The organism is Bartonella sp. MU37NMGALS (assembly GCF_042194015.1).
In the GTDB taxonomy this organism is placed as follows: Bacteria; Pseudomonadota; Alphaproteobacteria; order Rhizobiales; family Rhizobiaceae; genus Bartonella; species Bartonella grahamii.
In genome coordinates this window covers 1-3,253 of the sequence record NZ_JBHIML010000047.1, presented here as the reverse complement: position 1 = coordinate 3,253, position 3,253 = coordinate 1, and the positions used below count along the sequence as shown (strand labels likewise).

Genomic DNA, 3,253 nt, shown 5'->3' with positions numbered 1-3,253 from the left:
AAAAGAGGACAGGTTAACCAGACTGTCGAGTATCTAAAATCTAAAGGGTACAGTGAAGAAGAGGCGCGGTTCATGGCACGTAATCCGCAAATGCTTAGTGCGATGCTAACAGGTGGTGATACTCCTAAGTTACCTCTGGGGCATCAATGGTATATCAATCCGGAGACAGGTGAACGTGAAGCGAGACCGATTAAAGGATCTCTACAGGAATTGGAGTATAATCAGAAAAAACGAGACATAGAAGAGTGGGAAACAAATAAGAGAGAGTATGTGAAAGAAGTTGCATTAGAAATTGATAATACTATGGGTGCGGTTAATCATGCCATTAAACTTATAGAGAGTGATCCAGATTGGGTTGCTGGTAAAGGTGGTACGGTTACTCAAATTTTCCCAGGATCTGATGCCAAAACATTAAAATATCTATTTACTCAGATTCAAGGCGGTGTCTTTAAGCGAGTGATTGCATCAATCAAAAAACAAAGTAAGAATGGAACCGTAGGTGTTGGTCCATTATCTGAGAAAGAAAGCCAGTGGTTAGTATCATCTTATGGTACTTTAGATATTAGTGACAAGCCTGAAGTATTACATACAAGACTTTTAAATATTAAGAAGATGCTTGCACATTTTCAAGAATTTAATAATGAAGAAATTTATAGGTTATCACATGGATTGGAAGTAAAAGAGCGTAAAAAAGACCCTTCTCAATCTTTTACTAATGGGTTGGTGTCACAAGGAGGTAGTGAAAATATACCAAAGATGAGTTTAGAAGAGGCATCTATTAAGGATAACGTACTTTATTTTGTGGATAGTTCCAGTGGTGAATTTCTGGTTAAGGAGTAAATATTAATGGCCCCTTATAAGACTTCTGGTGCGATTAATTCTCAATATGTATATGCTAAGAATGGGACACGTTTTCGTGTAGTTGAAGATTCTGCTGAGATTGAAAAGATTATAAGATCAAATGCTAACAGTTCTTCTTCATCTTCTCCTCGATATGTATACGCTAAGAACGGAACACGTTTCCGCGTAGTTGAAGATCCCGCTGAGATTGCGAAGCTATCTAATCAATCAACTACAACAGATGATTTCTCATTTGATGATAAAGATCTTACGGTGTTGGATGCTGTTATGAGGAATAGCGCGTCTGGTGCGACGGCAGATTATTTTGACGAGATGAAAGCAGCCAATGAAGCGGGTTTTATAGATTATTGGCGTGGTGATAAGAAAGCAGAGGAGATATATAATAGACGGGTAGCTAAGGAGCGCGCTTACCAAAAAGCCTTGCAAGAGAAATATCCTATTTGGTCTTCTATTGCTTATGCTGCTGGTTCACTTGTACCGACAGGACTCTCACTTTTTGTGCCTCCATTAAGGGCTTTGGCTCTTGCAAAGCATATGTCAACACTTGGAAATATTGGTAAGGCGATGATGTTCGGGGCAGGTTCAGGAGCTTTACATGGCTCTGGAGCAGGAGAGGGTCTTTCTGGTCGTCTTATATCGGCAGGGTTTGGTGGTGGTATTGGAACAGTAGCTGGTCCTATTGGTTCTCTTGCCGGTACAGTTGCTTCTTGGGGTACAAAAAAAATGGCAAGGGGATTGCAACATGTTCCCTATATTCCCTTTATGAAAGGAGGTCGTTTTAATCCTGCTCATAAGGAAGTTCAAACCAAAGCGGTTAGGGAAGTTGCAAAAACATTATATGATGATGGTGTTGAGAATGTTGCAGAGCGTCTTGGCTCTGCGCCACGCCATGCATTTTTGACAGATATCAGTCCAAATTTAGAAGTATCCCTTGCGAATATGGGGAAAACAAATGCGCGTGTTTCTGAACTTTTGAAAGGAGCACATGGGGAACGAGTGCAGAATGCTATTCACCGTATTGGTCAGTCGGCAGATGAAAACATTACACCTCTTCAAGATACGAAAGTTTTAAAAAGGGTACTTCAAGAGCAAGGAGAAAAAGAATATCAACCTATTTATGCACAGGTGTATCGTACTCCAGTAGGAAAAGAGCATTATGCAGCTCTTAATGATCTTTTTGCACATGAAGCATTTCAAGAAGCAGTCGAGCGAGCCGTTAAAGTCTTAACAAAGGACCGTCGCCTTGCAAAACCAGAGATGTTTTATTCGAGAGAATTTAGGCACATTAATTACAAGCCTACGATGGAGTTATTAGATCAAACGAAGAAGTCTCTCGATTACCTTAGCAAGAAGTATCATAATTTTGGTGATAACCAAATGGCTCATGTATATAAATCGCTTAAAAAAGACTTAGTAGAGATAGCGGACCAAATTTCTCCTACTTATAAAGCAGCACGGGCTAGTGTAGCCAAATATGAAGGTTTTGAAGAAGCGATAAAACAAGGCAAAAACATTGCACAGAGGGACGTATCGGGAGAGGGGATTGCAGAAGGTCTTCGTAAAGGAGCAATGCCTAGTGGTCTCAATACTTATCATGTAGGGATGAGAGACTATATTGATGATCTATTAAAAGGTTCGCGTCCTATTAATAGCCTTTCAAATATTTTACAAACGGGTAGCATGTCAGATAATCTAAGCAGATCTTTAAGCTCTAAAAACATTCATGCGTTTAGAAAAGCTGTAGAGGGTGAAAGGTTCTATGAAGATGCGGCGAAAAGAGCACTGAAACCGTTTCAAGGAACGCCTGAACATAATTATTTAACAGGTGTTAATATACCGTATGGAAAAACTAGTGCAGCACATGCAGGGGCAAAAATTATACAAAATATTTTATCTGATACGATTAGAAAATTGCCACAAAAAGAAAGGCAAATACTTGAACGTGATATAGCGAAATTAGCAACTTTTGGCGTTAAAGGTATGAACCAGAAGGAAGTTGCTCAAATGTTACAAAGATTTATACGATTACATAAAGCAGGAATTGGTAGTGACCATTTTTGGCATTTCATTTCTTCGGCAGCGTTAGGAGAAGCGGGAAGATTTTTAAGGAGTAAGGGTTAATGACCCGTTATAGTCCTTCAGTAGATCAAGCGATCCGTCAAGCAGCAGCACGTTATGGTTTGCCAGAGAGTTATTTGTACCGTGTTGCGCAAGTGGAAAGTGGAGGCAATCCGAATGCAAGGAATCCCCGCTCTTCTGCTGGTGGTTTGTATCAATTTATAGACAGCACCGCCAAACAATATGGTTTGCAAGACCGTTTTGACCCCATGCAAGCGGCAGATGCCATGGGGCGGTTGACACTTGATAATCGCAATCATTTAAGCCGTCTGTT

3 protein-coding genes are annotated in these 3,253 nt (G+C 40.2%); all 3 read left to right on the top strand.

Going from position 1 to position 3,253, the window contains the following annotated elements:
- Nucleotides 1-72 precede the first annotated feature (72 nt).
- Nucleotides 73-840: a hypothetical protein gene (locus tag ACFIJP_RS08660; RefSeq protein WP_375626994.1), complete on the top strand. Its 768-nt coding sequence runs from the start codon at nt 73-75 to the stop codon at nt 838-840.
- Between the two features lie 6 nt (nt 841-846).
- The gene (locus ACFIJP_RS08655) at nt 847-2,982 is read left to right on the top strand and encodes a glycine zipper family protein (protein ID WP_375626993.1); all 2,136 of its coding nucleotides are present in this window, start codon (nt 847-849) and stop codon (nt 2,980-2,982) included.
- Nucleotides 2,982-3,253: transglycosylase SLT domain-containing protein (locus tag ACFIJP_RS08650; RefSeq protein WP_375626991.1), on the top strand; the 272-nt coding region annotated here is incomplete at its 3' end. The genes ACFIJP_RS08655 and ACFIJP_RS08650, both read left to right, overlap by 1 nt.